Origin of the sequence: Bradyrhizobium sp., from assembly GCF_035484855.1 — a bacterium.
GTDB lineage: Bacteria > Pseudomonadota > Alphaproteobacteria > Rhizobiales > Xanthobacteraceae > Bradyrhizobium.
The window spans coordinates 1-26441 of the sequence record NZ_DATHOP010000198.1; the positions used below are offsets into that span (position 1 = coordinate 1).

Annotated in this window: 22 protein-coding genes; 10 read left to right on the forward strand and 12 right to left on the reverse strand. The window is 64.2% G+C overall.

The annotated features are described in order from the left end of the window. The 5 genes from VK804_RS22295 to cnbZ all read left to right on the forward strand — a co-directional run. The coding region (locus VK804_RS22295; RefSeq protein ID WP_325374254.1) for an efflux RND transporter permease subunit at nt 1–1381 on the forward strand (1381 nt) is incomplete at its 5' end. A gap of 69 nt (nt 1382–1450) precedes the next feature. Beyond that, on the forward strand, nt 1451–5110 hold the full coding sequence (locus VK804_RS22300; RefSeq protein ID WP_325374256.1) for a GAF domain-containing protein: 3660 nt from the start codon (nt 1451–1453) through the stop codon (nt 5108–5110). Beyond that, entirely contained in the window at nt 5107–5496 is a 390-nt protein-coding gene (locus VK804_RS22305) for a response regulator (RefSeq protein WP_325374258.1), read from the forward strand. Before VK804_RS22300 ends, VK804_RS22305 begins: the two co-directional genes overlap by 4 nt. After that, nucleotides 5493–6743, forward strand: coding sequence for an adenylate/guanylate cyclase domain-containing protein (locus VK804_RS22310; protein WP_325374260.1), 1251 nt, complete (start codon nt 5493–5495; stop codon nt 6741–6743). Before VK804_RS22305 ends, VK804_RS22310 begins: the two co-directional genes overlap by 4 nt. 21 nt (nt 6744–6764) lie before the next feature. After that, nucleotides 6765–7508 carry a 2-amino-5-chloromuconate deaminase CnbZ gene (cnbZ, locus tag VK804_RS22315; RefSeq protein ID WP_325374261.1) on the forward strand — a complete coding sequence of 248 codons (744 nt, stop codon included), beginning with the start codon at nt 6765–6767 and terminating at the stop codon, nt 7506–7508. A 33-nt stretch (nt 7509–7541) separates the two neighbouring features. Here cnbZ and VK804_RS22320 read toward each other — a convergent pair whose 3' ends face one another. From VK804_RS22320 to VK804_RS22375, 12 genes are all read right to left on the reverse strand, one after another. Continuing rightward, the gene (locus VK804_RS22320; protein WP_325374263.1) at nt 7542–8429 is read right to left on the reverse strand and encodes an ABC transporter permease; all 888 of its coding nucleotides are present in this window, start codon (nt 8427–8429) and stop codon (nt 7542–7544) included. 3 nt (nt 8430–8432) lie between these two features. Next, the gene (locus VK804_RS22325; RefSeq protein ID WP_325374265.1) at nt 8433–9374 is read right to left on the reverse strand and encodes an ABC transporter permease; all 942 of its coding nucleotides are present in this window, start codon (nt 9372–9374) and stop codon (nt 8433–8435) included. 25 nt (nt 9375–9399) lie between these two features. Further along, nucleotides 9400–10911, reverse strand: a complete 1512-nt coding sequence (locus VK804_RS22330; protein WP_325374266.1) for an ABC transporter substrate-binding protein — start codon at nt 10909–10911, stop codon at nt 9400–9402. Nucleotides 10912–10936: 25 nt separating this feature from the next. Further along, nucleotides 10937–12043 carry a dipeptide ABC transporter ATP-binding protein gene (locus VK804_RS22335; protein ID WP_325374268.1) on the reverse strand — a complete coding sequence of 369 codons (1107 nt, stop codon included), beginning with the start codon at nt 12041–12043 and terminating at the stop codon, nt 10937–10939. A 169-nt stretch (nt 12044–12212) separates the two neighbouring features. After that, complete coding sequence (locus tag VK804_RS22340) at nt 12213–13202, reverse strand: ABC transporter ATP-binding protein (RefSeq protein ID WP_325374270.1); 990 nt, start codon at nt 13200–13202, stop codon at nt 12213–12215. Continuing rightward, nucleotides 13199–13909, reverse strand: a complete 711-nt coding sequence (locus tag VK804_RS22345; RefSeq protein WP_325374271.1) for a DUF1028 domain-containing protein — start codon at nt 13907–13909, stop codon at nt 13199–13201. The genes VK804_RS22340 and VK804_RS22345 overlap by 4 nt, the downstream gene beginning before the upstream one ends. Before the next feature lie 27 nt (nt 13910–13936). Next, nucleotides 13937–15739, reverse strand: a complete 1803-nt coding sequence (locus VK804_RS22350; protein ID WP_325374272.1) for a gamma-glutamyltransferase family protein — start codon at nt 15737–15739, stop codon at nt 13937–13939. A 100-nt stretch (nt 15740–15839) separates the two neighbouring features. Continuing rightward, complete coding sequence (locus tag VK804_RS22355) at nt 15840–16841, reverse strand: oligopeptide/dipeptide ABC transporter ATP-binding protein (RefSeq protein WP_325374273.1); 1002 nt, start codon at nt 16839–16841, stop codon at nt 15840–15842. Beyond that, complete coding sequence (locus tag VK804_RS22360; RefSeq protein WP_325374274.1) at nt 16838–17836, reverse strand: ABC transporter ATP-binding protein; 999 nt, start codon at nt 17834–17836, stop codon at nt 16838–16840. The genes VK804_RS22355 and VK804_RS22360 overlap by 4 nt, the downstream gene beginning before the upstream one ends. A 31-nt stretch (nt 17837–17867) precedes the next feature. Continuing rightward, nucleotides 17868–18845: an ABC transporter permease gene (locus VK804_RS22365; RefSeq protein ID WP_325374275.1), complete on the reverse strand. Its 978-nt coding sequence runs from the start codon at nt 18843–18845 to the stop codon at nt 17868–17870. A 13-nt stretch (nt 18846–18858) separates the two neighbouring features. Then, the gene (locus VK804_RS22370; protein ID WP_325374277.1) at nt 18859–19839 is read right to left on the reverse strand and encodes an ABC transporter permease; all 981 of its coding nucleotides are present in this window, start codon (nt 19837–19839) and stop codon (nt 18859–18861) included. 116 nt (nt 19840–19955) lie between these two features. Continuing rightward, nucleotides 19956–21554, reverse strand: a complete 1599-nt coding sequence (locus VK804_RS22375; RefSeq protein ID WP_325374278.1) for an ABC transporter substrate-binding protein — start codon at nt 21552–21554, stop codon at nt 19956–19958. 202 nt (nt 21555–21756) lie between these two features. Between VK804_RS22375 and VK804_RS22380 the strand changes: the two genes are divergently transcribed. The 5 genes from VK804_RS22380 to VK804_RS22400 all read left to right on the forward strand — a co-directional run. Continuing rightward, complete coding sequence (locus VK804_RS22380) at nt 21757–23013, forward strand: FAD-dependent oxidoreductase (protein ID WP_325374279.1); 1257 nt, start codon at nt 21757–21759, stop codon at nt 23011–23013. Between the two features lie 214 nt (nt 23014–23227). Next, nucleotides 23228–23497, forward strand: coding sequence for a DUF6489 family protein (locus VK804_RS22385; protein ID WP_325374280.1), 270 nt, complete (start codon nt 23228–23230; stop codon nt 23495–23497). A gap of 2 nt (nt 23498–23499) precedes the next feature. Further along, the gene (locus VK804_RS22390) at nt 23500–24297 is read left to right on the forward strand and encodes an alpha/beta hydrolase (RefSeq protein WP_325374281.1); all 798 of its coding nucleotides are present in this window, start codon (nt 23500–23502) and stop codon (nt 24295–24297) included. An 84-nt stretch (nt 24298–24381) separates the two neighbouring features. Next, nucleotides 24382–25929 carry a wax ester/triacylglycerol synthase family O-acyltransferase gene (locus tag VK804_RS22395; RefSeq protein WP_325374283.1) on the forward strand — a complete coding sequence of 516 codons (1548 nt, stop codon included), beginning with the start codon at nt 24382–24384 and terminating at the stop codon, nt 25927–25929. A gap of 21 nt (nt 25930–25950) precedes the next feature. Further along, nucleotides 25951–26441: alpha/beta hydrolase (locus VK804_RS22400; protein ID WP_325374285.1), on the forward strand; the 491-nt coding region annotated here is incomplete at its 3' end.

Below are 26441 nucleotides of genomic sequence, written 5' to 3' on the forward strand. Positions count from 1 at the left end.
CGATTTCTACGGCGAGAAACTGGACAAGTCATTTTCCAAGTTTCCCGAAACCGATCTGCGTTTCGTCCTCAACGGCATCAACGGGCCACAGAGCGGAATTGCGGGAATGCTGCTCAAGCCGTGGGACGAGCGGGTGCGCTCGTCGATCAAGCTGAAGCCGCTGGTGCAGGCGCAGCTTAGCAAGATCGAGGGCGTCAATGCGTTTGCCTTCAACCTGCCGCCGCTGCCCGGCGGCCCCGGCGGATTGCCGGTGCAGATGGTGATCAATTCGACCAACGGATTTCAGTCGGTCTATGACCAGATGGTGAAACTGAAAGACGCCGCGCGCAAGAGCGGCCTGTTCATCGTCTCGGACAGCGACCTCGACTTCAACCAGCCGGTGGTGCGGGTCAAGATCGACCGCTCCAAGGCGAGCGATCTCGGCATCACCATGCAGAGCATCGGCGGTTCGCTGGCGACGCTGCTCGGCGGCAACTATGTCAACCGCTTCAACCTTGAGGGCCGCTCCTATCAGGTGATTCCGCAGGTGCCGCGCGATCAGCGGCTGTCGCCGGAGGCGCTCGGCCTGTATTTCGTGCCGACCTCGGCCGGCCAGCAGGTGCCGCTCTCGACCGTGGTCTCGATCGAGACCGGAACCGACCCGAACGCGCTGACCCACTACAACCAGCTGAACTCCGCGACCTTCCAGGCGGTGCCGATGCCGGGGGTGACGGTGGGAACGGCGGTCGATTTCCTCGAGGGCGTCGCCAAGCAACTGCCGGCCGGGTTCAGCCACGACTATCTCGCGGATTCCCGGCAATATGTGCAGGAAGGCAACCAGCTCGCGATCACCTTCGGCTTCGCGCTGATCATCATCTTCCTGGTGCTGGCGGCGCAATTCGAGAGCCTGCGGGATCCGCTGGTGATCATGATCAGCGTTCCCATGGCGATCGTCGGCGCGCTGATTCCGCTGTTCTTCGGCATGGCGACCATGAACATCTACACCCAGGTCGGTCTGCTGACGCTGGTTGGCCTCATCACCAAGCACGGCATCCTGATGGTCGAGTTCGCCAACGAGCTGCAGCTCAATGAGGGCCTCGACAAGCGCTCGGCGATCGAGATGGCGGCCCGCATCCGGCTGCGCCCGATCCTGATGACGACCGCGGCGATGGTCACCGGCCTGTTGCCGCTATTGACCGCCTCAGGCGCGGGCGCGGCGAGCCGGTTTTCGATCGGTCTGGTCGTGGTCGCCGGCATGTCGATCGGCACCCTGTTCACGCTGTTCGTGCTGCCGGCGGTCTATGTCGCGATCGCCACCGATCACAGGGCTGCGGCCGAATCCGAGCGCGCCAGGGAGATCGCGGAGTTCGACCTGGGGACACAGGGCCTGAAGCCCACGTAAACGCGGGCGGTTGATCCTCCCGCATTGCGGCAAGAGACAAGCCCGTCGCTTCTTGCTAGCTTGGCCGGGATGAGCATTTCCGTGCACCCCGACACGCCCGAAGGCCGGACGCTGGCGGCAGCGCCTGCCGCGGGTGCGGCCGCGACAGCAGTTCCGGTTGCGACCCGGATCCGCAGCCGGCTGTTCACCAAATATGTCGCGCTGTTCGTCGCGGTGGTCGGCGTCGCGCTGCTGTCGAACGGGATTTTCGAGGTTTTCTTCTATTATCGCGAGCACAAGGCGGCGCTGATCCGGATTCAGCACGAACAGGCGGAGGCCGCCGCCGCCAAGATCGGCCAGTTCATCAAGGAGATCGAGAGCCAGCTCGGCTGGACCACGCAATTGCCGTGGTCGGCCGGCTCGATCGAGCAGCGCCGGTTCGACGCCTTGCGGCTGCTGCGGCAGGTGCCGGCGATTACCGAACTGGCGCAAGTGGATTCCACCGGCAAGGAGCGTCTGCGGGTGTCCCGGCTCGCCATGGACGTCGTCGACTCCGGGCTCGACCTTTCCAAGGACCCGAAATTTACCGAGGCGGTCGCGCACAAGGTCTATTACGGGCCGGTCTATTTCCGCAGGGAGTCCGAGCCCTACATGACGCTGTCGCTGGCCGGCACCCGCAAGGACGCCGGCGTCAGCATCGCCGAGGTCAATTTGAAACTGATCTGGGACGTGGTGTCGCAGATCAAGGTCGGCGAGCACGGCCATGCCTATGTCGTCGGCCCCGGAGGGCGCCTGATCGCGCATCCCGACATCTCGCTCGTGCTGCGCAACACCGACATGTCGAAGCTCGTGCAGGTGCAGGCGGCGCAGGCCGGCAGCACCAGCGCGGACCTCGAATCGCTGCAGGGCACCAAGAACATCCAGGGGCAGGAGGTCTTGACGGCGTCCGCGCCGATTGCGCCGCTCGGCTGGACCATGTTCGTCGAACTGCCGGTGGAAGAGGCCTACGCCTCGCTGTACCTCGCCTTGCAGCGGCTCGCGATCGTGCTGGCGGCGGCATCGATGTTCGCGGTGCTTGCCGGGGTATTCCTGGCCCGCCGCATGGTCGGCCCGATCCAGGCGCTGCGGGCGGGCGCCGAGCGGATCGGCAGCGGCGATTTTGCCCAGCGTATTTCGATCAAGACCGGCGACGAGCTCGAAGGCCTCGCCAACCAGTTCAACGACATGGGCGCGCGGCTGCAGGAATCCTATGCCGACCTGGAGAACAAGGTCGAACAACGGACGGCTGAGCTGAGCGAATCGCTCGAGCACCAGACCGCGACGGCCGAAATTCTTTCGTCGATCAGCGCTTCGATGACCGACACCAAACCGGTGTTCGACGCGATCGTGCGCAATCTGCTGAGGTTGTTTGGTACGCGCTTCGCCGTGGTTCAGACATTGCATGATGGAATGGTTGAAATGCCCGCCGTGGACGGCGATCCGGGTTTCCAGAGGTTGATCGATCGATATCCGCGGCCGCTCGCCGACGATACGGTGGGAGGCGTGGCGATGCTGTCCAAGCAGACCATCCAGTTCTCTCCCGTCCTGGGCAATCCGGCGGCGCCCGCCACCGCTCGGGAATTCGCGCGCGATTTCGGGTTCGATTCGGTGATCTTCACGCCCATGCTGCTCGGCGACAAGGTGGTTGGCGCAATCGGCACCGCGCGGCACGAGCCGGTGGGATTCGATGAAAAGCAGATTGCCCTGATCGGAGCCTTTGCCAACCAGGCCGTGATCGCCATCGAAAACACCCGGCTGCTCAGGGAATTGCGTCGGCGCACCGACGATCTCAGCGAATCGCTGCAGCAGCAGACCGCGACCGCCGACGTGCTGAAAGTCATCAGCCGCTCGACCTTTGATCTGCAGGCGGTGCTCGACACACTCGTTCAATCTGCGGCCCGGCTTTCCGAAGCAAACTATTCATTTATTTTTCGCCGAGAGGGGGAGGAATACCATTTGGCCGCCAGTCATGGCTTTGCTTCCGAATACCGGCAGTGGATGGAAAGCCAATCGATTACCGTCGGACGGCAAACGTTGGTCGGCCGAACCGCACTCGAAGGGCTCACGACCCACATTCCCGATGTATTGGCTGATCCGGAATATGCTTGGACCGAGTCGGTGGCTCGTGGCGGCTTTCGAACGATGCTAGGGATTCCGCTCATGCGCGAAGGAATCCCGATTGGTGTCATTGCCGCATGCCGCTCCACAGTGGCGCCTTTCTCCGACAAGCAGATCGAGCTTGTGAATACCTTCGCTGATCAGGCGGTCATCGCCATCGAGAATGTGCGGTTGTTCGACGAGGTTCAAGCGCGTACGACGGACTTGCAGGAATCGCTGGAACAGCAGACAGCGACCTCGGAAGTGCTCAAGGTGATCAGCCGCTCGGCGTTCGACCTGAAATCGGTGCTGACGACCCTGACCGAATCCGCGCAGTCGCTGTGCGGCGCATCGCTTGGCATCATTCTGCTGCGCGATGGCGAGGTGATGCGGCTGCAGGCCGAAGCCGGCTGCACCCAGGCTTTCGTCGATTTCATGAACGCCAACCCGATCAGGCCCGGCCGCGAGACGATCACCGGCCGGGTCTTCATGGAGGGCAAGCCCGCCCACGTCCCGGACGTTGAGCTCGATCCCGATTATGATTTTGGCGCGGCTCCGGCGATCGGCGCCTACCGGGCGGTGCTCGCGGTGCCGCTGATGCGCGACCGCGCGGTCGAAGGCGTGCTGCTGCTGGGAAGGCCGGAACCCGGGCCGTTCAGCCAGCGCCAGATCGATCTGGTACAGACCTTTGCCGACCAGGCGGTCATTGCCATCGAGAACGTGCGCTTGTTCGAACAGGTGCAGGCACGCACCAAGGAGCTCTCGCTTTCGCTGGAAGACCTGCGCACCGCGCAGGACCGCCTGGTGCAGACCGAGAAGCTGGCTTCGCTCGGCCAGCTCACTGCCGGCATTGCCCACGAGATCAAGAACCCGCTCAATTTCGTCAACAATTTCTCGGCGCTGTCGGGCGAGTTGATCGACGAATTGAACGACGTGCTGAAATCGGCGCCTCTCGACGACAAGGTGCGCGAAGAGATCGACGAGCTCACCCATATGCTGAAGGGCAACCTCGAAAAAGTCGTGCAGCACGGCAAGCGCGCCGATTCGATCGTGAAAAACATGCTGCTGCATTCGCGCGAGGGCTCCGGCGAACACCGGCCCGCCGACATCAACGCCATCGTCGAGGAGAGCCTCAATCTCGCCTATCACGGCGCGCGCGCCGAAAAATCCGGCTTCAACATCACGCTGCAGCGCGACCTCGATCCTGCCGCCGGCATGATCGACCTCTATCCGCAGGAAATTACCCGCGTCTTCCTCAACCTGATCGGCAACGGCTTCTACGCCGCGACCAAGCGCAAGGAATCGGGTGAGGAAGGTTTCGAACCGTTGCTGACAGCGAGCACGAAAAACCTCGGCAACAAGGTTGAGATCCGGATTCGCGATAACGGAACCGGTATCCCGCTGGAAGTAAAGGAGAAAATGTTCAACCCGTTTTTCACCACCAAGCCGGCCGGGGAGGGCACCGGCCTCGGCCTGTCGATGAGCCACGACATCGTGGTGAAACAACATGGCGGCAAGATCGACGTCGATACCGAGCCTGGCGTATTCACTGAGTTCATTATTACGCTGCCGCGGACGGCGGCGGCACAATCTCATCCTGGAGGCACCAATTGAGCGTTTACATACTCGTCGTCGATGACGAGCCCGATGTCGAGGCGCTGTTCCGTCAGCAATTTCGCCGCGACCTGAAATCCGGACGCTTCACGATGGAATTCGCGCCATCGGCGCCCGCTGCACTGGCTCGGATTGCCGAGATCAACGACCCCTCGCTGATCCTGATCCTGTCCGACATCAACATGCCCGGCATGAGCGGACTGGAAATGCTGCCCAGAGTGCGCGCCGAGCGGCCGGACGTTCCCGTCATCATGATCACGGCCTATGGCGATGCCGAAACCCGCCGCAAGGCGATCGAAAACGGCGCGATCGGCCTCCTGACCAAACCGATCGATTTCGCGCTGCTGCGCCATGAGATCGATTCAAGGCTCGGGCAAGCCGCATGACCGCCACCATCCTCGTCGTCGATGACGAGCCCGATCTCGAGGCTCTGGTGCTGCAGAAATTTCGCCGGCAGATTCGCGACGGCGCTGTCAGCTTCATGTTCGCCCATGACGGCATCGAGGCGCTGGCTTCGATCGAGCTGCATCCGCATGTCGACATGGTGGTGTCCGACATCAACATGCCCCGGATGGACGGGCTGTCGCTGCTGGCGAAGCTGCAGGAGGCCGAGGAAAAGAAATCGACGGTCATCGTCTCGGCTTACGGCGACATGAGCAACATTCGCACCGCAATGAACCGCGGCGCATTCGATTTCCTGACCAAGCCGATCGATTTCGGCGATCTTGAGATGACCATCGACAAGACCATCCGCCACGTCGAGATGATGCGCGAGGCGCGCCGCCGCCAGGCCGAGGCCGAGCGCGCGCATGCCTCGCTGTCGCGCTATTTCTCGCCGCAGATCGCCTCGCGGCTTGCCGCCGTCGGCGAGGCCGACGGCATGGCGGTGCACCGGCGCGAGGTCGCGACCATCTTCACCGACATCACGAGCTTTACGACGCTTGTGGAAACGGCATCCCCCGAAGTGCTGGGCGAATTGCTCAACGAGTATGTCGGCGGCATGACCGACGTGGTGTTCGCACATGAAGGCACGGTGGCGAAGATCATCGGCGACGCCATCCAGGTGCTGTTCAACGCGCCCGGCGACCAGCCCGATTATGCCGCTCGCGCGGTTGCCTGTGCGCAGGATCTCGATATCTGGGCGCAGGCGTTTCGCGAGCGCTGGAAGGAGAAAGACGTGAATTTCGGCGCCACCCGGATCGGCGTTCACGCCGGCCCCGCGCTGGTCGGCAATTTCGGCGGCAGCCGCTTTTTCGATTACACCGCCTATGGCGACACCATCAACACGGCGGCGAGGCTCGAGGCCGCCAACAAGCACTTGGGCACCCGAATCTGCGTCAGCGCCGCGATCGCCGACGGCACTCCCGACTTCAGGGGGCGGCCGGTCGGCGATATCATGCTGCGCGGGCGCAGCGAGCCGCTGCGCGCCTACGAGCCGCTGCCGCAGGCGACCTTCGAGGCACCGGCGGCGAAACAATATTCCGATGCGTTCGCCAAGCTCGAAGCCGGCGATGCCGGCGCGATGCCGGCCTTTGCCGCCTTGGTCGGGCTGCACGCCGACGATGCGCTGGCGGGATTCCATCTGCGACGGTTGCTCAACGGCGCCAAGGGCGTCCGCATGCAACTGGAATGACAAGATCCGGAGGGAACGGACATGACGAGTGATTTTCTGCCCGGCAATTATCGATTCATCCCGGGGGTGTTTCAATATTCGGGCGGTGCCGCTGCGGACCCCGGCTTTGAAATCGAGCGCGTGCGCTTCGACAAACCGGTGCCGCTGGCGGAAGGTTTCAAGCAGATCGCGCAATACATCAAGGCGGCGGGCAGGCCGCTGACGTCGTTTGCCGCCTGCGAGCTGCGCTCGCCGGCGGCGTTCACGGATCAAGGATTTCGCGATTTCAACCTGCACTACGTCAAGACGCTCGCCGAATGGGGATTGTACGACGGCAAGACCAATCCGGTGGCGCGTAGCAATGTCTGTCCCGAGATCGATCCGCCGGCCGAGCCGTCGTTCTATGCCTTCTCATTCACGCGCCCGAGCGAGAGCACGACGCCTTCCTTCGTCATCTCCGGCAGCGGCGAGGCGCGCGAGGGAGGCGCAACCTATTCCGAGCGCACGGTGCGGTACCGCGACCTCAGCCCCGACGGTTTCAAGGAAAAAGTCGGTTTCGTGGTCGACGCCATGGAACGCCGCATGGGTGAGTTCGGTTTCGGCTGGAAAGATGCAACGGCGGTGCAGACCTACACCGTGCATGATTTCCACCCCGTCTTCGCCGACGCCCTGGTCCGCCGCGGCGCGGCGCGATCGGGCCTGACCTGGCATTTCGCCCGGCCCCCGGTGATCGATCTCGAATACGAGATGGATTGCCGAAGGGTGATGCGGGAGATGGTGATTTAATCCGTCATTGCGAGCCGTTGGCTCGCAATGACGTCACCGCTCCCTTGGATCGAGCGCGTCGCGCAGGCCGTCGCCGACGAGGTTGAACGACAACACCACGAGGAAGATCGCAAGCCCCGGCCACAGCGCCATCCATGGCGCGTTGGTCAGGAAGCGCTGCGCGGCGTTGAGCATGCTGCCCCAGGACGGGGAGGGCGGCTGCTGGCCCAATCCGAGAAACGACAGCGCGGCTTCCGCGATGATGGCAGCCGCTATCGACAGCGTCGCCTGCACCAACAGCGCCGGCATGATGTTCGGCAGAATGTGAAACAACGCGATGCGCCAGCGCGGATTGCCCATGGCGCGCGCGGCCTCGACATAGTCCTCGACCTTGACGCTCATGACCTGGCCGCGCGTCAGCCGCACGAAGATCGGCGTGGTGGTGACGCCGATGGCGATCATGGCATTGCCGAGGCTCGGGCCAAGGAATGCCGCCAGCGCGATGGCAAGGATCAGGAACGGGCAGGCCAGCATGGCGTCGGTGATCCGGCTGATCAGGGCGTCGATGAATCCGCCGCGATAGCCCGACAATAGCCCGAATGGCACGCCGACCCCAAGCGCGATCCCGACCGAGATCGCACCCGCCATCAGTGAGGCGCGGGCGCCGAAGATGACGCGGCTGAGCACGTCGCGGCCGAGATCGTCGGTGCCGAACCAGTGCAACGCAGACGGTGGCTTGCGCACCAGCGTCCAGCTGGTCGCGATCGGGTCATAGGGCGCGATGACAGACGCGAACGCCGTGAGCAGGATGAAGGCTGCGATCACGACCATTCCGACAACGGCGCCCTTGCGCGCAAGAAGCCGGCGCAATGCACGCCGCGCCGGGCTCTCCAACTCGTCGGAGGCGGTAATGGGAATGGCGCCGATCACAGCATCGGTCATGCGTCAGGCCCTCAGCCGCGGATTGACGAGGATATAGGCGATGTCGGCGATCAGGTTCAGCGTGATGTAGATGGTCGCCGTCACCAGCACCACGCCCTGCACGACGGCATAGTCGCGGTTGAACACGGCATCGACGATCAGCTTGCCGAAGCCGGGAATTGAAAAGATCTGCTCGGTCAGGACCGCGCCCGACAGCAGCGTGCCGAGTTCGAGCGCACCCAGCGTGATGACCGGCGTCAGCGCATTGCGCATGGCGTGCTTGAGGATGACGGAGCGTTCGGAAAGCCCCTTGGCGCGGGCGGTGCGGACATAGTCGCTCTCCAGCACCTGCAGCATCGCGCTCCTGGTGTGGCGCATCAGGATGGCCGCGATCGCGTTGCCGAGCACGAAGGCGGGCATGATGGTGGCGGCGAGGCTGGCGCGCCAGTCTTCGGACAGCGGCACGTAGCCCGACGCCGGCAGCCAGCCGAGCTCGATCGAGAACAGGAAGATCAGCATGATGCCGAGCCAGAAATTCGGCGTCGAGATGCCCCACAGCGCGAACAGGTTGGCGCCATAGTCCCACGCGGTGCCCTTCTTCACCGCCGAGACGATGCCGGCGGGGATGCCGATCAGGAACGCGATGATGATCGCCATCGATGCCAGCTGCATCGTCACCGGCAGCTTCTGCTCGATCAGCTCGCGCACCGGAACTTTGATGCGCAGCGACTCGCCGAAGTCGCCCGACAGCACGCCCTTGACCCAGTAATAATATTGCACCGGGATCGGCCGATCGAGCCGGTATTGCTGACGGATATGCTCGATGACTGCGGGATCGCGCTCTTCCCCGGCCATGATCAGCGCGGGATCGCCGGGCAGCAGATGCTGCAGCGAAAAGATCAGGATCGACACGAAGAACAATGTCGGGATCAGCTGCAGCAGACGCTTGCCGAGAAAATTCAGCATGGGCGTTTTCCGGGCGCGATCACCTTCACCTCAGCTTCAACCCGACCACGCGCACCAGCCCGTCCGGCAACTGCTTGTAGCCTTCCAGCCTGGTCGTGTGTGCGATCAGGAGTTTGCGATGATAGAGATAGATGATCGGCTCGTCGTTGAGCACGATTCCGGTGAGTTTTTCGTAGATCGCCTTGCGCTGCGCCGGGTCGCTGACGAGACGCGCAGCCTCGAATAATTTGTCGGCCTCCGGGTTGGAATATTTGCCGTCGTTCAGCGGCGCGCCGCTGTGCAGGAAGACGTAGGAATTGCCGTCGGGATCGATCCGGCCGCTCCAGTTGATCTGGTACGCCTGGAATTCGCCGGCCTGGGCCTGCTTGAGGGAGGTCGCAAATTCGATGACGCGGATTTTCAGATCGAAGCCCGCTTCCGCCGCCATCGACTGAACGACCTGGGCCACCGCCTCGGCCTCGGCGCCCTTCGGCACGATGTAATCGACGCTGATCGGCAACGCCGCGCCGGATTCCTTCAGTAGCGCTTTGGCCTTGGCGATGTCGCGGCCTCGAACCGGAAACGCCGTTTGATAGTAGGGATGCGTCGGGCTGACCCACTGATTGCCCGGCGTGAATTCGCCATTGAACACGACCTGGTTGATCGCCTCGCGGTCGATCGACAGGTCGAGCGCCTGCCGCACCTTCTCCGACTGGCTGAGCGGGCCCTTGTTCTTGTCATTGTTGACGTTGATGGTGAGGCCGAGATAGCCGAGTTCGGGCGCGGTCGCCAGCACGAGCTTCGGGTCGGCGCGCACGTCCTTGATGTCGGTCGCCAGCACGCGTTCGATCAGGTCGAGCCCGCCGGATTTCAGGTTCGCCAGCCGCACCGTGGCATCGACGATCGGCAGGAACACCACGCGGTCGATGAAGATGTTGTCCTTGTTCCAGTAGTCGGCGAACTTCTCGAACACCATGCGGTCCTGCTGCACGCGTTCGACGAATTTGTAGGGCCCGGCGCAGACCGGATGCAGGCCGAACTTGTCGCCTTCCTCTTTGGCGGCCTTCGGCGAGACCATCATGCCGGCGCGGTCGGTGAGTTGCGCGATCAGCGGCGAGTAGGGCGTCTTCAAGACGAGCTTGATGGTCAGGGGATCGACGACGTCGACATGGTCGAGCGCGGTCAGTTCCGGCTTGCGGAACGAGCCCTGCATGGTCAAATGCCGCTCCAGCGAAAATTTCGCGGCCTCGGCGTCGAGCGGCTCGCCATCCTGGAATTTCACGTTTGGCCGCAACTTGATGGTGACTTCCTTGCCGTCGGCGGAGGTCTCGTGCGACAGCGCGAGCTGCGGCACGATGTTGAGCTTTTCGTCGATGTCGAACAGCTTGTCGCAGAAGGCGCCGAACACGATGCGGCCGACATAGGTCCGCGCCAGCGTGGGATCGAGAATATCGGGATCCTCGGCAAGCCCAATCCGCAGCGTCGTCTGGGCCTGGGCTGCGGCCTGAAGCGAAAACAACAGCGCCACAGCCGTGGCCGCCAAACGCAGGATCTTCATCGGACTGGTCTCCATATCAACGACTTCATGCGACTGCCGGCGGCGTTGCCCCGACTATATCAACCCCGGCCCGGGAGGCTACTTCCCCATGGTCGACGAACGCCGCCACCAATCGCTCCAGCGCCGGCGAAAAGCCGCCATCGGCAGGGACGATGCCATCCGGCGCGGGCAATTCCGCCGTGCGGTGACAGGCGGTCAGATGTCGGTCGCCGAGCAATGGCGGCGGCTCGACGCGGCAGCGCTCGATCACGTAGGGGCAGCGGGTATGGAAGCGGCAGCCCGCGGGCGGATTGAGCGCGCTCGGCATCTCGCCCCGCAACAGCAAATGGCTGCGCTTGGCCCGCGGCTTTGGAACGGGGATCGCCGACAACAGCGCGCGGCTGTAGGGATGGCGCGGCGAGGCGAACAGCGCCTCGGTATCCGCGGTCTCGACGATGACGCCGAGATTCATCACGGCGACGCGGTCGGCGATGTGCTTGACCACCGCGAGGTCGTGCGAGACGAAGATGTAGGCAAGCCCCAGCCGGTCCTGCAGGTCGCGCAGCAGATTGAGGATTTGCGAGCGGATCGACACGTCCAGCGCCGACACCGGCTCGTCGCAGATGATCAGTTTCGGCTCGACCGCGAGCGCACGCGCAATCGCGATGCGCTGGCGCTGGCCGCCGGAGAATTCATGGGGATAGCGCCGCGCAAAGCGCGGCTCGAGCCCGACCAGCCGCAGCAACTGCTCGACCCGCTCGCGGCGGCCAGCCGACGGCACGAGGTCGTGCAGGCCGAGCGGCTCGGTCAGGATCTGGCTCACCGTCATGCGCGGATTGAGCGAGGCATAGGGGTCCTGGAAAATGATCTGCGCGTCGCGGCGGAAGCCGCGCAATTGGTTGGCATCGAGCGCGAGCAGATCGCGGCCCTCGAAACGAATACTGCCGGCGTCGGGTTCGATCAGCCGCAGCACCAGCCGGCTGACGGTGGATTTGCCGCAGCCGGATTCGCCGACCAGCGCCAGCGTCTTGCCGGCCTCGACCTCGAAGCTGACGCCGTCGACCGCTTTGACAAAGGCCGTCGGCCGCCCGAACACCGACCGGCTGGCCACGAAATGTTTTTTGAGATTTTCGACCTCGAGCAGGGCGGTCATGCGGCGGCCCTTCTATCGTGTCCCGGGCGCAGCGCAGCGTGCAACGATGCGCTGCAGAACCGGGACCCATTTTGCAACCAGCCACATCTGGGCCCCGGTTCAGCGGTGCAACACTGCGCTGCGCTTGTGCTGCGCCACGCCCGGGGCACGAGGCGAGATGACAGGACCATCACGACACCAGCCTCTCCAGCGGCGCCTTGATGCAGCGCGACCAGTGCGCGGGAGTCACCGCGACGAAAGGTGGGGGTGCGGCGACGCAGGGTTCGCTGACGAAGGGGCAGCGCGCGGCGAAGCGGCAGCCGGCGGGCGGCGCGGTCATGTTGGGCACCACGCCCTCGATGGTGGCGAGATGGGCGATGCGGCGGTCGAGCCGCGGGATCGAGCCGAGCAGGCCGACGGTGTAGGGATGCTGGGGGGAGGCGAACAATTCGTCGACGCCGGCGCGCTCGACGATCTCGCCGGCGTACATCACCGCGACCTCGTCGCAGACTTCGGCGACCACGCCGAGATCGTGCGTGATCAGGATGATCGCGGCGCCGCTTGCCGCCTTCAATTCGCGCATCAAATCCAGGATCTGCGCCTGCAGGGTGACGTCGAGCGCGGTGGTCGGCTCGTCGGCGATCAGGAGTTGCGGGTCGCAGGCCAGCGCGATCGCGATCATCACGCGCTGGCGCATACCGCCGGAAAGTTTATGCGGATATTCGTCGATGCGCTTTTCCGGCGAGGGAATGTGCACGCGCCGCAACAGCTCGATCGCGCGCTCGCGCGCGGCGCGGCGCGAGCCGCCGCGGTGGCGCAGGATGGTCTCGATGATCTGCTCGCCGATGGTGAAACTCGGATTGAGCGAGGTCATCGGCTCCTGGAAGATCATGGCCAGCCGATTGCCGCGCAGGTCGCGTAGCGTCTGGTCGGGCACATCAAGCAGGTCGAAACCGTCGAACCGGATCACGCCTTCGACCTCGGCAGAATGTTTCGACAACAGGCCCATGATGGCCAGCGACGTCACACTCTTGCCGCAGCCGGATTCGCCGACCAGCCCGAGCGTCGCGCCCTTGGCGACATCGAGATCGACGCGGTCGACCGCATGCGTGATGCGGCCGTCGTCGCCATGGAAGGTGACCCGCAAGCCCTCGATCGAGATAAGCGGAGCCTTGGTCATTGCTCGCCCGAAATCGCCGCTTCGATTCCAGCATCGATGATCTCGCGATCGGTGATGCCGGCGGGATTCGTGCGGGTCGGCAGGAACTTTCGGAAATGCACCCAGCGCTCGCGGCTGACCGCTTCGAGCCGTTCGAGCTCAGTGAGCGGATCGGCATGGTCGTCGACGCGCAGGTCGAGTTCGGACCACTCCTCCTCGCCATGGATCAGAAGCGCCGCCGACTGCTTGCCGCGCTTGTCGCCGCCGGCAGCTTCGCCCGCGCGCATCGCGGCGAGCAGGCGTCGCGCGAACGGCAGTTTTTCGTTGGCGAGATAGGCTTGCGCGGTATCGTCCAGCACGGCTGCACCCGCCAGCATGTTGCCGGCGATGGAAAAGCCCTGGCCCTCGACATGGCCGCACCAGCCGACGCAGTCGCGCCCCGTATGGGAAGCGATGCGGAGATGAGCGTCCATGATGTGAAGCTGCCGGCTCTCGCGTCCCGCATCACCTGCGATCAGGGTGCTGACGATGTCGCGCGGCTCGCGGCCGTCGCGCAGGAGTTTTAGTCCGTCGATGCCGTAATAGGGATTGACCAGCGCCTGCGTCGCGATGCCGCCGAGGCGAGCCGCGATATGCGGCACGCGGGCGCCGACCGCGAAGAAGCGGGTCGCAACCGCAATTCCGAACTGGCCGGTGGAATTATCGCGGGCGATGATCGACCAGGTCATCTGTGCCTACAAGCCATCTACTGCCCTTCAGCGTCCGGCCGCGTAGCCCTGCATGCCGCGGGGGTTGGCGGCGGCGCGCCGGCGGCGGCCGATCTTCGAGGCGGCGGTGAGGCGGCCCTCCGACCAGTCGGGTCCGGTCTCCACGATATGTCCGCGCCTGGTCAGGTTATCGACGGTCGACTTCGTCACGCGGTTCTCGACCACGAGCACCCCGGGCCGCGAGGTGCGTGGCCAGAACGAAATCGGGAAATGCTCGGAATGCCAGGCTGGCGCGTCGATCGCCTCCTGCAGATTCATTTTGGCATGGACGTGGCGCAGGAAGAACTGCGTGGTCCATTGATCCTGCTGGTCGCCGCCGGGCGATCCCCAGGCGAGGTACGGCTCGCCGTCGCGCAGCGCCATGGTCGGTGACAGCGTGGTGCGCGGGCGCTTGCCCGGCGCCAGCGATGCGGGATGGTTCTCCTCCAGCCAGAATATCTGCGCGCGGGTGCCGAGGCAGAAGCCGAGTTCCGGGATCACCGGTGAGGATTGCAGCCAGCCGCCCGACGGCGTTGCCGAGATCATATTGCCGGCGGCGTCGATGATGTCGAAATGCACGGTGTCGCCGCGCACCTCGCCGAACCGGCCGACCGTGGGCTCGCCGGCGCCCATTGCGCCGACCGCCTCGCGGTGGCCTTCGGCGCGGCGAAGTTTCACGACCGACCCAAAACCTTCGACCGAGCCGGGGAGGAAATCGAGCGAGGCCTTTTCCGAGATCAGCTTGCGGCGCTCGTCGTTGTACGCATCCGACAACAAGGTCGCGATCGGGATTTCCGAGAACTTCGGATCGCCGTAGAATTTTTCGCGGTCGGCGAAAGCGAGCTTGGCGCATTCGACCTGCAGGTGGATGAATTCGGGACCGGCCGGATCGAGCCCGTCGAGCTGAAATCCCTTGAGCAGCGCGAGCTGCTGCAGCATCACCGGTCCCTGGCTCCAGACGCCGGGCTTGCAGACGGTGTAACGGCCGTAGTCGTAGGTCAGCGGCGCTTCGACGGATGGTTGCCAGCGCGCCATGTCGTCGGCGCGCAAGACGCCGCGGTGCGGCGAGCCGCTGACATCCATGACCGCTTGCGTGCGGCAGAACTCGTCGATCGCTTCCGCCACGAAACCGTGCGACCAGGCCTTGCGGGCGCGCTCGATCTGGGCGATCCGGTCGCCGCCTGCGCTTTCGGCTTCCTTCAGGATGCGGGCATAGGTTTCCGACAACGTCTTGTTGGTGAAGAGCGTGCCGGGTTTTGGAACCTCGTTATTGGGCAGGTAGACCGCGGCCGAGGTGGGCCAGTGCTTCCGGAACATCTGCTCGACCGTCCTGATGGTCGCGGAGGCGCGTTCCACCAGCGGATAGCCGTCGCGGGCATAGGCGATGGCGGGCTCGAGCACGTCGCGCAGGCGCAACGTGCCGTAGTCGCGCAGCAGCAGCATCCAGGATTCAAAGGTGCCGGGAACGCAAGCCGCCAATAGCCCGGTGCCGGGCACCATTTCGAGGCCCTCGCTGCGGTAATGCGCGATGGTGGCGCCCGCGGGCGCCGGCCCCTGGCCGCAGATCACCTCGGTGCGGCCGCGCTTGACGTCGTGCACGATGATTGGCACGTCGCCGCCGGGCCCGTTGAGATGCGGCTCGACCACCTGCAGCGTGAACGCGGTGGCCGCACCCGCGTCGAAGGCATTGCCGCCCTTTTCCAGCGTCGCCATCCCGACCGCCGTCGCGATCCAGTGGGTCGAGGTCACCACGCCAAACGTGCCTTCGATTTCAGGCCGTGTCGTGAATGGATCGGGATTGATCTTGCTCATGGGAATCCGGAGTTGCGCGGGGGAGAAGCGGGCGCACTTGACCACAGCCGGGACGGCCTGCCAACCGGCAGCAGACGCAGCCCTGCTCGCATCTCTGTGATCATGCCGGTACCGCGGCGTCAACCGGATGGTTGACGGCGTGGCAGGCCACGCCGTCGATCAGCGCGGGGGCCTGTTGGCGGCACAGATCGAAGGCCAGCGGGCAGCGCGGGTTGAAGGCGCAGCCCGGCGGCGGATCGATCGGGTTGGGGATTTCGCCCTTGACCGGAATCCGCTGCCGGCCGGACATCGCCAGATCCGGCACCGCGCCCAGCAGCATCTTGGTATAGGGCATCCGGGGATTGTTGAAGAGCTCGCGCCCTTCCGCGATCTCAACGATGCGGCCGAGATACATCACGCCGATGCGGTTGGCCATGTGCCGGACCACCGCGAGGTTATGGCTGATGAAGAGATAGGTGAGACCGAACTTGTCCTGCAGGTCGCGCATCAAATTGAGGATCTGCGCCTGCACCGAGACGTCGAGCGCCGAGGTCGGCTCGTCGCAGACGATGAACTCGGCCTCGGAGGCGAGCGCGCGGGCAATCGCGATCCGCTGCCGCTGGCCGCCGGAAAATTCATGCGGGAATTTCAGGCCGTCGTCGGCATGCAGGCCGACCAGATTCAAGAGTTCGCCGACCCGGGCCACAATGTCGCGCTCGCTCTCGATCAGGTCGAAGGCGCGGATCGGCTCGGCGACGATGGCGTCGACCCGCAGCCGCGGGTTGAGGCTCGCATAGGGGTCCTGGAAAATCATCTGGATGCGGCGGCGCAACTGCTGGCGCGCCTGCGCCTGCTTCGCACCCGTCATCGCGACGCCGTCGATCATCACCTCGCCCGAGGTCGGCGGCAACAGCCCGACCACCATCCGCGCGACCGTGGTCTTGCCGGAGCCGGATTCGCCGACCAGCGCAAAGGTCTCGCCCTTCCTGATGTCGAAGGTGACCCCGTCGACCGCCTTCAGGAATTCCAGATGGCCGCCCTCGATCACGCGGTTCAGCCACGGTTTTGAGACGTCGAACACGCGGCGCAGGTTCTTGACGTCGATGAAGGGCGCCGCCGTCATGCCGCGGTTTCCTTCGCGGTTTCCGCAGCAGTGGTGTCATAGAGATGGCAGGCGACGGCTTGCGTGCCGTGGCGGATCGGCTCCGGCCGCTCGATCCGGCAACGGTCGAACGCAAACGCGCAGCGCGGGTTGAAGGCGCAGCCCTGAGGGATCGCGGAAAGCCGCGGCATCGAGCCGGGAATCTGGACCAGCCGCGCGGCCTCGCCCGAGAGCGTCGGGATCGCGCCCATCAGGCCCTTGGCGTAGGGGTGCAGCGGGTTCTGCACGACATCCTGCACCGGGCCGATTTCGGCGATCCGCCCCGAATACATCACGGCTACCCGGTCGGAGGTCTCGGCGATCACGCCCATGTCGTGGGTCACCAGCATCACGGCGGTGCCGTGATCGCGCCCGAGCCGTTTGATGAGGGAGATGATCTGGGCCTGCACCGAGACGTCGAGCGCGGTGGTCGGCTCGTCGGCGATGATCAGTTCCGGCTCGGCGCAAATCGCCAGCGCAATCACGACGCGCTGGCGCATGCCGCCGGAGAATTCGTGCGGATAGGCATCGATGCGTTTCTCGGGCGCGGGAATGCCGACCTCGGCCAACAAATCGATGGCGCGTTTGCGCGCGGCGGTCTCCGACAGGCTGAGATGGGTCCTGATGGTCTCGACCAGCTGGTCGCCGATCCGGTACAGCGGATTGAGGCTGGTGAGCGGATCCTGAAAGATCATGCCGATCCGCTTGCCCCTGATGCGGCGCAGCTCTTCCGGCGGCAGATTGTCGATGCGCAGGCCCGACAGATAGATCTCGCCGCCAGCGATCCGCCCGGGCGGATCGATCAGGCCGATCACGGCGAGCCCGGTGACGGACTTGCCGGCGCCGGATTCGCCGACCACGCCGAGCACCTCGCCCTTGGCGATGTCGAAGGACACCCCGTCGATGGCATGGAGCGTGCGGTGGCGGGTGACGAACTCCACCTGAAGGTTACGCACGGAGAGGACGGGTTCGGTCATACGGTGAGCCGCATGGTGGAAACTGCGTTTGTCATCGCAGTTTCGGGTTGAGCGCGTCGCGCAGCCAGTCGCCGAGCAGGTTGATCGACAGGATCAGGGCCGCCAGCGCAAAGCCGGGGAAGGCGACGATCCACCACTCGCCGGAAAACAGATAATTGTTGCCGATCCGGATCAAGGTGCCGAGCGAGGGCATGGTGTCGGGCATGCCGGCGCCGAGAAACGAAAGCGTCGCCTCGGTGATGACGGCGAGCGCGAGGTTGATGGTGGCGATCACCAGGATCGGTCCCATCGTGTTCGGCAGCACATGCCGCATCATGATGACCGGCGCCGGCAGCCCGATCAGTTGCGCCGCCGCCACATAATCCTTGTTCTTCTCGACCATGACCGAGCCGCGCACGGTGCGCGCGTATTGCACCCAAAAACTCAGGCCGATCGCAAACACCAGCACCAACAACGTGCTCATGGCGTCGAGCCGGTTGCCGAACACGCTCTTGGCGACACCGTTGACCAGCAGCGCGATCAGGATGGCGGGAAAGGTGAGCTGCACGTCGGCGATGCGCATGATCAGCCCGTCGATAGCGCCGCCGAAATAGCCGGCGATCAGGCCAAGCACGATGCCGAGCGCGCCCGAGAACAGCACGCCGAGCACTCCGACCGCGAGCGAAATGCGCAGGCCGTAGAGGATGGCGGAGAACACGTCGCGGCCCTGCTCGTCGGTGCCGAGCAGGAAGGGCGACTGTCCGTCGGCGGTCCATAGCGGCGCGATCCGCGAATTCATCAATTGCAGCTGCGCGGGATCGAACGGATTTTGTACGGAAATGACGGGTGCGAAGATCGCCGCCAGAAAAAACAGCAAGGTCACCGCGGTCGCGACCATGGTGAGGCGGGATCGACGAAACGAATAGAACAGGTCGCTTTCGATCGCGCGCTTGAACCAGCCCGCCGCCGGCGCCAGCCGCGCGGCCTGTGCGCTCGGTTCGGCTTGATGCGGGACGACGGCGTCGGACATGGGGTTCTCGGGCTCAGGCCGGACGGCTGATGGTGGAGCGCAGGCGCGGATCGACGATCGTGTAAAGGATATCGACGACCAGGTTGATGGTGACGAAGATCAGCGAAACCATCAGCAAATAGGCGGCCATGATCGGAATATCTACATTCTGCACGGCTTGCACGAACAACAACCCCATGCCGGGCCACTGGAACACGGTTTCGGTGATGATCGCGAATGCAATAACCGAGCCAAACTGAAGGCCTGCGACCGTGATCACGGGAACCAGCGTGTTCTTCAGCGCGTGGCCGAAATGGATCGCCCGCGTGGTCAAACCGCGCGCGCGGGCGAAGCGGATATAGTCGGTGCGCAGCACCTCGAGCATCTCCGCCCGCACCAGCCGCATGATCAAGGTCATCTGGAACAGGCCGAGCGTGATCGAGGGTAGAATCAGCGCCTTCAGGCCGGAGAGCGTGAGCAGGCCCGTGGTCCACCAGCCGATATGCACCACCTCGCCGCGTCCGAACGAGGGCAGCCAGCCCAGCGTCACCGAGAACAGGTAGATCAGGAGGATGCCGATCAGGAAGGTCGGCAGCGAAATGCCGATCAGCGAGACCGCCTGGAACAGCTTTGCCAATAGCGAGTCGCGCTTGAGCGCGGAATAGACCCCCATCAGGATGCCGAACACCATCGCCAGGATGGTGGCGCAGGTGGCGAGTTCCAAGGTTGCCGGCATCCGTTCCTTCAGCAGGCTCGCAACCGGCTGGCGGAACTGGTAGGAGACGCCGAATTTGAACTGCGCGGCGTTGGCAAAATAGCGCGCGAACTGCAAGACGACCGGGTCGTCAAGCCCGAGAGACTTGCGGATTTCGACGCGCTCCGCGAACGAGGTGTCTTGTGACACCATCTGGTTGACCGGGTCGCCGGCGAAGCGGAACATCGAGAACGAAATGATCCCGACCGCGATCATGACGCCGATGGCCTGGATCGCCCGGCGAAGAGTGAAAGCGAGCATGTAATCCTTTCACTTCTTTTGAGTCTTTTGAGGCTGGATGGGGCTCGCGTCATTGCCAACCCCGAACAAAAGTCCCGGAAGGCGCGATGCCACCGGGACCTGTTTGTCGAACGAGCCTACTCCTCCTGTTTGGTCGCCCAGTAGAGCAGCACCTCGTTGTCGGCGCGCTGGGTCAATTTCACTTTCTTCGACACGCCCCACGCCAAAGCCTGCTGGTGCAGCGGAATATAGGCATAATCCTTCGCCGCGATTTCGAACGCCTGCTTGATCAGTTGATCGCGCTTGGCCGTGTCGGTTTCGAGCAGCACCTTGTCGGCGATGGCATCCATTTGCTTGTTGCAATAACCGCCGAGATTGGCCTCGCCGCGCGGGGACTTCGGATCATCGCGGCAGCCCATGATGTCGTAGAGAACGTTCTGGGAATCCATCGTCGCCGGGGTCCAGCCCAGCAGATAGAACGAGGTCTGGAACCCGCCGGGCTTCAGCACCTTGGCGAAATATTGCTGCTTGGGCTGCGCCAGCAAGTCAACCTTGACGCCGATCCGCGCCAGCATGCCGACCACCGCCTGGCAGATCGCGGAGTCGTTGACATAGCGATCGTTCGGGCAATCCATCGTCAATTCGAAACCGTCGGGATAGCCGGCTTCCGCGAGCAGCTTCTTGGCGCCGTCGGGATCGAATTTTGGCCGCGTGAAATCCTTCGACAGTGCGAACAGCTGCGGCGCGATCATCAGCGCAGACGGCGTCGAGAGGCCGCGCATGACGCGGTTCTTGATCAGGTCGACGTCGATGGCCTTGAAGAACGCCTCGCGGACGCGGATATCCTTGAACGGATTCTTGCCCTTGACGTTCGAGTACAGCAGTTCGTCGCGGGACTGGTCCATGCCGAGAAAGATCGTGCGCAGCTCCGGTCCGACCAGCACTTGCGCATTCGGGCTCGCATTGACGCGCGCGATGTCCTGGATCGGAACCGGCTCGATGACGTCGACTTCGCCCGACAACAATGCGGCAACCCGCGTCGCCTCCGAGGCAATCGGGGTGAAAATGATTTCCTTCAGATTGTGCTCGGGCTTGCGCCACCAGTTCGGATTGGCCTTGAACACAGTCTTGACGCCGGGCTGATGGCTCTCGACGATGAAGGGGCCTGTGCCGTTCTCGTGCAGCGAGGCATAGCTCGGCGTGGTTGCCGAAGCCGGCGTCGGCGCCACCGAGTTGTTCTCCTCGCACCACTTCTTGTCCATGATGTACCAGCCGTCCCATTGCGAGATGAGAATGGGGTTCGGCGCGTCCAGCTTCACATCGACCGTGTAGTCGTCGATCTTGATGAACTTGGCGTCGACCGGCACATTGGTCCCGAAATTGGAGCCCTTGGCGCGGACGCGATCGGCGGAAAAGATCACGTCGTCGGCGGTGAACGGATCGCCATTGTGGAATTTGACGCCTTTGCGCAGGTGGAAGCGCCAGCGGGTCGGCTCCGGCGTTTCCCAGCTTTCCGCCAGCGCCGGAATGATCTTCAAATCCTTGTCGCGGGTCGTCAGGCCTTCATAGAAATGCGCATGATGGGCGATGGTCGTGGATTCCTTGAGCGTATAGGGATCGAGCGATTTGAGGTCGCCCTGGTTGGCGTAGCGTAGCGTCTGGCTCGAAGCCGGTGACATCGCGAAAGCGGCGATCGAGACGATCGTCGCTGCAAGCAGGGTTTGACGTACCGACATTTGTTCAAATTCTCCGCTGTGGCGCGCTGTTCCGCTCTGCGATATCGACGGCCCTGGCCCAATCCATGTTGCCAGAGTTTAGCCGCCGCGCAAGCGCGATTTCCCCAAAAGCCGCCATGGTTTGCGCCGACACACCGCAACGGCTAGCTTTAGTCTAAGCAGCGCGCGCAAGCGTGCGACATTCAACTTTCGGAGTGCCGGGATGGCGGAACTGAAGGCTGACGTGCTCGTATTGGGCGCGGGCATGGTCGGCGTCGGCGCGGCGCTGCACCTGCAAAAGCGCGGACGGGACGTCGTCCTGGTCGACAAGCACCAGCTTGCCGGCGAGGAGACCAGCTACGGCAATGGTGGGTTGATCGAAAGTGCCTCGGTCTTTCCGTACATGTTTCCGCGCGATTTCGGAGAGATCCTGCGCACCGCGATGAACCGCGCGCCGCAGGTGCGTTACGCCGTCTCCGATCTGCCGGCCTTCCTGCCGTGGCTCGTGCGCTATTACCTCGCCTCCGCGCCCGATCGGGCGCTTGCTGGCGCGCTGGCGGTGATGCCGCTGATCCGCAGCAGCCTGATCGAGCATGAGGCGCTGATCGCGGAAGCCGGTGTGCCCGAACTGATGCGGAAGAGCGGCTGGATCAAGATGTTTCGGAGCGAGGCGACGCTTGCCCGCGCGGTGCGTGATTTCGAACGGGCCAAACAATACGGGGTTCAAGGCGATATTCTCGACGACGCGGCGATTCACGAGCGCGAGCCCCATCTGTCCGGCGAATTCGCCGGTGCGGTTCATTTCACCGAGCCCGGATTCGTGCTCGATCCGGGCGGCCTCGCCAAGGCCTATGCCGCGCTGTTCCAGCGCAAGGGCGGGCGCTTCGTGGTGGCCGATGCGCGGACGCTCGAACAGGACGCCGGTGGCCGATGGAGCGTCGCCACATCGGACGGCAGACTGAGCGCCCGCGAGGCCGTGGTGGCGCTCGGACCCTGGTCCGATCTGGTGACCGGCCCGCTCGGCTATTCGCTCCCGTTCAACGTCAAACGCGGCTATCATCTGCATCTTGCGTCGCGCGGCAATGCCGTTCTCAATCATCCCGTGCTCGATACCGATCTCGGCTATTTGCTGGCGCCGATGAATCGCGGCATTCGGCTCACCACCGGGGTCGAGTTCGCCCGTCGCGACGCGCCTCCGACCCCGGTCCAGATCGCACGCGCGCTGCCGCGGGCGCATGCGCTGTTTCCGCTGGGCGAGCCGGTCGATGCCAAGCCATGGATGGGCGCGCGGCCCTGCCTGCCCGACATGCTGCCGGCGATCGGCAGGGCGCCGCGCCATCCCTCGCTGTGGTTCGATTTCGGCCATCACCATCACGGCCTGACGCTCGGCCCGGTAACCGGCCGGCTGCTGGCGGAGATGATGACCGGCGAGAGGCCGTTCGCCGATCCCGCCCCGTTCGCGGTCGAGCGCTTCGGTTGACCATGTCGGCGGAATATCGCCTTCTGACGAGACCTTGTACTATCGAGCCGCTTGCGCCGCGCCGGCTGTCGCGGCGATACTGCCGCAAGAGCATGATCCGGAACAGTGGATGCCCGGTTTTCCGAAAAGATCATGCTCAATCAATATGGGGCGGGATGACGATTCGAAGAAAAGTCATCGCGCTCCAGGTCTCAGAACGCCGTCAGGAGCCGACATGAAGATAAACGTCGAAATCGACTGCACGCCGCTCGAAGCGCGGCAGTTTTTCGGGCTTCCGGACGTGCAGCCCATGCAGACCGCGGTGATGGAGAACCTGCAGAAGCAGATGATGACCAATATCGAAAAGGTTTCCCCGGAGGCGCTGATGCAGAGCTGGTTCACCTTCGACCCGAAGCTCGCCGAGCGGTTTTCCGACATGTTCGTGACGCTCGCCGGCCTCGGCGGGACGCGTACCAATGACAAGAAACCCGGCGACAAGAAGTAGCGATGGCGGATGATCGAAACGATGCGCCGGCCTCAGGCCGGCTCCGTGCGCCGGGTCTTCCCCTGCTGCTCGCCGAGGCGCGCGGCATCTTCGAATTCAACGCCAGCCTGTGGCTGTCGCCGCTGTTGCTGCGCGCGCACAGGGGCGACGGTCATCCGGTGCTGACGCTGCCGGGGTTTTTGGCCGGCGATCTGTCGATGGCGCCGATGCGGCGATATCTCACCGAACTCGGCTATGACGCCTATGCGTGGCGGATGGGCCGCAACACCGGCGGGCTGGCGCGGATGCGGGATGCGCTGCACGACCGGCTCGCCGAGATTCACGGCAAGACCGGGCGCAAGGTCTCGATCGTCGGCTGGAGCCTGGGCGGGGTTTATGCGCGCGATCTGGCGCTGCGGGTGCCCGAGATGGTGCGCTATGTCGTCACGCTCGGGAGCCCGTTCGCCAACGACGTTCGCGCCACCAACGCCACGCGGCTGTACGAGGCGCTGTCGGGCGAAACGGTCGATGGCGATCCCGAAATGCTCAAGGCGATTTCCGGCGACCTGCCGGTGCCGACCAGTTCGATCTATTCGCGCACCGACGGCATCGTGAACTGGCGAACCTGCCTGGTGCGTCCCTCCGCCACCGCCGAGAATATCGAGGTGCATCTGGCGAGCCATGTCGGGCTCGGCGTCAACCCGGCCGCACTTTGGGCGGTGGCGGATCGGCTGGCGCAAGGCGAGGGCCAATTCGCTAGATTTGACCGATCGGGGCCCTTTGCCATTGCCTATGCGCCCCCGGAAAATGCACAATCCTGAGCTAGCGTCCCCGAAGCCGGGGGACGTTCGAACGCCCAGAAGCGCTAGCAAAGGCGCCGCGTGACCTGACACCGGGAGGCAATGATGAGTGACGCCAAAAAACTGTCGTCGATGGACGCGTCGTTCCTGTACCTGGAGACGCCGGAAATGCCGATGCATGTCGGCAGCATGGCGATCTTCCGGCTGCCGGAGGATTACAAGGGCGATTTCTTCGAGGAGTTCAAGGCGATGATCGCTTCGCGGCTGCATGTCGCGCCGATCCTCAAAGCGCGCCTGGAAAAGGCGCCGCTCGATATCGATCATCCCTCCTGGGTCGAGGACGACCAGTTCGACATCGACCGCCATATCTTCCGCGGCTCGCTGCCGGCGCCGCACGACCGCGCCACGCTGGAGCGCCTCGTCGGCTGGATGCACGCCAAGCTGCTCAACCGCGCTCGGCCGCTGTGGGAATTCTATGTTTTCGAAGGCATGAAGGACAACGAGATCGGGCTCTATTCCAAGATGCACCATGCCTGCATCGACGGCGGCGCCGGTGCGGCCTTGACCAACATGATCTACGACGTGACGCCGGTGCCGCGGGTCATGGAGCCGCCGACAGCGAAGGCAAAGGTCGGGCAGGAGCCGCGCGACATCGCCGCCAATCTCGTCGATTCCTATCAGCAGCTCTGGACCAAGCCGTTCGACGTCTCCGCCGCCGCCAGGGGCATCGAGCTGCCGCGCTCCGGCAAGAGCGACCTCGGCTCGATCCTGTTCGACAACGCCATGTTCCAGATCGAGAGCGCGGTGAAGTTCGCCGGCAGCATCCCGACCATGCTGAAAAGTGTTTCCGACGTGGTCGGCAAGATTTCCGATCCGAAATCGCGCGACTCGATCGCCGGCATGATGTCGCCGCCGACCATCCTGAACAAGTCGATCTCGTCCGAGCGCAGTTTTGCCGGCGTGTCGATCCCGCTCTCCCGCGCCAAGGCATTGGCGAAACAGGCCGGCGGCAAGCTCAACGACGTCGTGCTGGCGATCTCCAGCGGCGTGGTGCGGCGCTATCTGATGGAGAAGGGCGCGCTGCCGAACAAATCGCTGACCGCCGCGGTGCCGATCTCGCTGCGCGAGGAGGGCAACACCGACGCCAACAACCAGGTGTTCGGCATGATCTGCTCGATCGCGACCAATGTCGAGGATCCCAAGACACGGCTGGAGACGATCATCGCGCAATCCACCAAGTCGAAGGAGATGTCGCATCCGCTGCGCGCGCTGATGCCGCAGGTCTCCAACGTCTCGATGCTGGGGGCGCCGATCCTGGTCCAGATCCTCGCGCTGTTGTACAGCCGCTCCAGCCTGTCGGACGTGCTGCCGCCGGCGGCCAACATTACGGTGTCGAACGTGCCGGGGCCGCGGCAGACGCTGTATGCGGCCGGCGCGGAGTTGCTGCACATCTTCCCGGTGTCGATCTCGACCCACGGGATTGCGCTCAACATCACCGTGCAGAGCTATCGCGACCAGCTGGATTTCGGCTTCATCGCCGGCGCCAACATCATTCCCCATGTGCAGGTTCTCTGCGACATGCTGCCGGAGGAATTCGCCACGCTGCAGGCGGCGTTCGCGCCGCCGGCCGACCTCAAGAGTGCGGCAAGCTGAATAAGAAATAAGGGACGTGTCATGATCGAAATGCCGCCGCTGCAGTTCGCCGAGACCAACGGCATCCGCATGGGCTATTACGAGGCCGGCCCGAAGACCGATACCCCGCCGGTGATCCTGTGCCATGGCTGGCCGGAACTGGCGTTTTCGTGGCGGCACCAGATCAAGGCGCTGGCTGACGCCGGCATCCGGGTGATCGCGCCGGACCTGCGCGGCTATGGCTCGACCGACCGCCCGGAAGCGATCGAGGACTACGACATGGAGCACCTGACCGGCGACATGGTCGGCCTGCTCGATCATCTCAAGATCGACAAGGCGATCTTTGTCGGCCACGACTGGGGCGGTTTTATCGTCTGGCAGATGCCGCTTCGCCACATCGATCGCGTCGCCGGCGTGGTCGGGATCAATACGCCGCATACCAACCGGGCGCCGGCGGACCCGATCGAATTGCTGCGCAAGCGGTTCGGCGAGCACATGTATGTCGTCCAGTTCCAGGACCCCGCGCGCGAGCC

Coding starts and splice junctions, on each gene's coding strand:
- VK804_RS22300 (WP_325374256.1), top strand. CDS start 1,451: ATGAGCATTTCCGTGCACCCCGACACGCCCGAAGGCCGGACGCTGGCG.
- VK804_RS22310 (WP_325374260.1), top strand. CDS start 5,493: ATGACCGCCACCATCCTCGTCGTCGATGACGAGCCCGATCTCGAGGCT.
- cnbZ (WP_325374261.1), top strand. CDS start 6,765: ATGACGAGTGATTTTCTGCCCGGCAATTATCGATTCATCCCGGGGGTG.
- VK804_RS22320 (WP_325374263.1), bottom strand. CDS start 8,429: ATGACCGATGCTGTGATCGGCGCCATTCCCATTACCGCCTCCGACGAG.
- VK804_RS22325 (WP_325374265.1), bottom strand. CDS start 9,374: ATGCTGAATTTTCTCGGCAAGCGTCTGCTGCAGCTGATCCCGACATTG.
- VK804_RS22330 (WP_325374266.1), bottom strand. CDS start 10,911: ATGAAGATCCTGCGTTTGGCGGCCACGGCTGTGGCGCTGTTGTTTTCG.
- VK804_RS22335 (WP_325374268.1), bottom strand. CDS start 12,043: ATGACCGCCCTGCTCGAGGTCGAAAATCTCAAAAAACATTTCGTGGCC.
- VK804_RS22340 (WP_325374270.1), bottom strand. CDS start 13,202: ATGACCAAGGCTCCGCTTATCTCGATCGAGGGCTTGCGGGTCACCTTC.
- VK804_RS22345 (WP_325374271.1), bottom strand. CDS start 13,909: ATGACCTGGTCGATCATCGCCCGCGATAATTCCACCGGCCAGTTCGGA.
- VK804_RS22350 (WP_325374272.1), bottom strand. CDS start 15,739: ATGAGCAAGATCAATCCCGATCCATTCACGACACGGCCTGAAATCGAA.
- VK804_RS22355 (WP_325374273.1), bottom strand. CDS start 16,841: ATGACGGCGGCGCCCTTCATCGACGTCAAGAACCTGCGCCGCGTGTTC.
- VK804_RS22360 (WP_325374274.1), bottom strand. CDS start 17,836: ATGACCGAACCCGTCCTCTCCGTGCGTAACCTTCAGGTGGAGTTCGTC.
- VK804_RS22365 (WP_325374275.1), bottom strand. CDS start 18,845: ATGTCCGACGCCGTCGTCCCGCATCAAGCCGAACCGAGCGCACAGGCC.
- VK804_RS22370 (WP_325374277.1), bottom strand. CDS start 19,839: ATGCTCGCTTTCACTCTTCGCCGGGCGATCCAGGCCATCGGCGTCATG.
- VK804_RS22375 (WP_325374278.1), bottom strand. CDS start 21,554: ATGTCGGTACGTCAAACCCTGCTTGCAGCGACGATCGTCTCGATCGCC.
- VK804_RS22380 (WP_325374279.1), top strand. CDS start 21,757: ATGGCGGAACTGAAGGCTGACGTGCTCGTATTGGGCGCGGGCATGGTC.
- VK804_RS22385 (WP_325374280.1), top strand. CDS start 23,228: ATGAAGATAAACGTCGAAATCGACTGCACGCCGCTCGAAGCGCGGCAG.
- VK804_RS22390 (WP_325374281.1), top strand. CDS start 23,500: ATGGCGGATGATCGAAACGATGCGCCGGCCTCAGGCCGGCTCCGTGCG.
- VK804_RS22395 (WP_325374283.1), top strand. CDS start 24,382: ATGAGTGACGCCAAAAAACTGTCGTCGATGGACGCGTCGTTCCTGTAC.